Below are 1,930 nucleotides of genomic sequence, written 5' to 3'. Positions count from 1 at the left end.
GCGGCGCCGTTGTTCTTGATGCCGGAGCGGCCGAAGGTGCTCTTGTAGAAGTCCCACGTCTCCTGCGCGCCGTACGCGGCGTCCGCGGCCGCGGTCTGGTCGGTGGTGGAGCTGGACGCGGCCCCGGTGCCCCAGACGTTGTCCGCGTCGGTGAACAGCGTGCCGGTGCCGGACGTCTTGTGGGCCAGGTTGTACGTCTTGTGACCGCCGCGCGTGGTGTCGTACAGCTGGTACGTCGAACCCGACAGCGTGGTGTCGAGGCTGACCGTGCCCGAGTACAGCGTCTTGCCGGTGCCGGTCGCGTTCTCGATGCCCTGGTACTCGAAGAGCTTCTTGCCGGTGGCCGCGTCGGTGATGACGTGCAGCTGGTTCGGGGTGCCGTCGTCCTGGAGGCCGCCGACGACCGTCTCGTAGGCGAGGACGGGCCTGCCGGAGCCGGCCCAGACGACCTTGCGGGCGCCGTCGGCCGCGGACTTCGCCGAGCCGAGGGCCTTGGCGGCGGACACCGCCTGCTTCTCGGCCTTGGCCGCGGTGATCTGCGGCTTGAGCGAGGCGACCTTGATGGCGGCCTTCGTCGCCCTGGTGACGCCCTCGGTCTTGCCGGACCCGGCCGTGTGCACGACCAGGTCGCCGCCGAGGACCGGCAGGCCCGCGTAGGTGCGCTCGTAACGGGTGTGGACGGTGCCGTCGACGTCCTTCACGACGTCCTTGACGACCAGCTTCTCCTTGGCGCCGAGGCCTATCTGCCGCGCCGTCTCCGTGACGTTCGCCTGCGCCTTCTGGATGAGGGCGGTGCGGGCGGCGGCCGACAGCAGGGTGGGGGCGCCGGCCGGGCGGGCCGCGGCCGTGGTGTCCGCCGGGGTCTGGGCGGCGGCCGTACCGGTGGTCAGACCGGTGGCGAGGAGGGCCCCGGCCGCGACGGCGGTGGCGATGGCCAGGGTCGAGCGCTTGTGACGCGCGTAGAGGGGGGTCACACAAGCTCCTTGGGGTGGGGGAGTCCGGCACGGCGTGGGGCGCCCGGCCGGAGTTGCTGTGAAGTTGTGCGGCGGTTGTGAGGAAGGGTGACATCGGAGACGCGTACATGTCAGGACCCCGATCTGATGTTGGCCGAAAGACGACTGTCCGGTGAACGTTTCAGGAATGTAACCGGGCGCCGCCCGGGAGGCCGGACCTCCGGGGCGGCGCCCGGTCACGCACGGGCCGACGCGCGGCCTACGGGAACGTCAGCTTCCAGCTGTTGAGCGTGCCGACGTCCTGCGCCGCCTGGTCCTGCACCCTCAACTTCCAGGTGCCGTTGGCCGTTTCGCTCGACGCGTCGACCGTGTAGGTCTGCTGGACGTTGTCGGCCGAGTCCGAGGAGGAGAAGTTCTTCAGCCGGTACGCGGCACCCGAGGGACCGATCAGATCGATCACCAGATCGCCCCGCCAGGTGTGCGTGATGTCGACACCCACCTGGAGGTTGCTTGGCGCGTTTCCGCTCCTGCCGGAGACGGTGATCGAGGAGCTGACCGCGGGCCCGTTGTCCGGTATGGACACCGGCGTCGTGTTCTCGTACGACGTCCCGGTCCCGCCCCCGCCGGAGCGCGAGCCCACTGCGACGGCCGCCCACGCGTCCTGCACCGCCTTGTACTCGGCGGAGGTGGTGCCGTACAGCTCGCCGGCCGCCGCCAGGGTGCCGGTGCGGGCGCCGGCGTAGTTGGTGGTGGACGTGAACTTCGTGGTCAGCGCCCGGTACCAGATCTGCAGCGCCTTGGCCCGGCCGATGCCGGTGACCGGAAGCCCGTCCGCCGTCGGCGAGTTGTAGCTGACGCCGTTGACGACCTTGGCGCCGCTGCCCTCCGACAGGAGGTAGAAGAAGTGGTTCGCGGGACCCGACGAGTAGTGCACGTCGACCGACCCGATCCCGGAGTACCAGCTGTCCTTGGACGCC

General features: G+C 70.4%; 1 protein-coding gene and 1 pseudogene. Both read right to left on the bottom strand.

The genetic code is table 11. From position 1 onward, the window contains the following. Nucleotides 1-974: pseudogene (locus ACYF6T_RS44420) on the bottom strand (M4 family metallopeptidase); the annotation flags it as partial. 238 nt (nt 975-1,212) lie between these two features. Then, nucleotides 1,213-1,930: M4 family metallopeptidase (locus tag ACYF6T_RS44415; protein WP_461703685.1), on the bottom strand; the 718-nt coding region annotated here is incomplete at its 5' end.

The sequence above is a fragment of the Streptomyces sp. 7R007 genome (genome assembly GCF_054850255.1).
The sequence above is the reverse complement of the archived record's forward strand: the minus strand, read 5'-3'. Positions and strand labels throughout refer to the sequence as shown.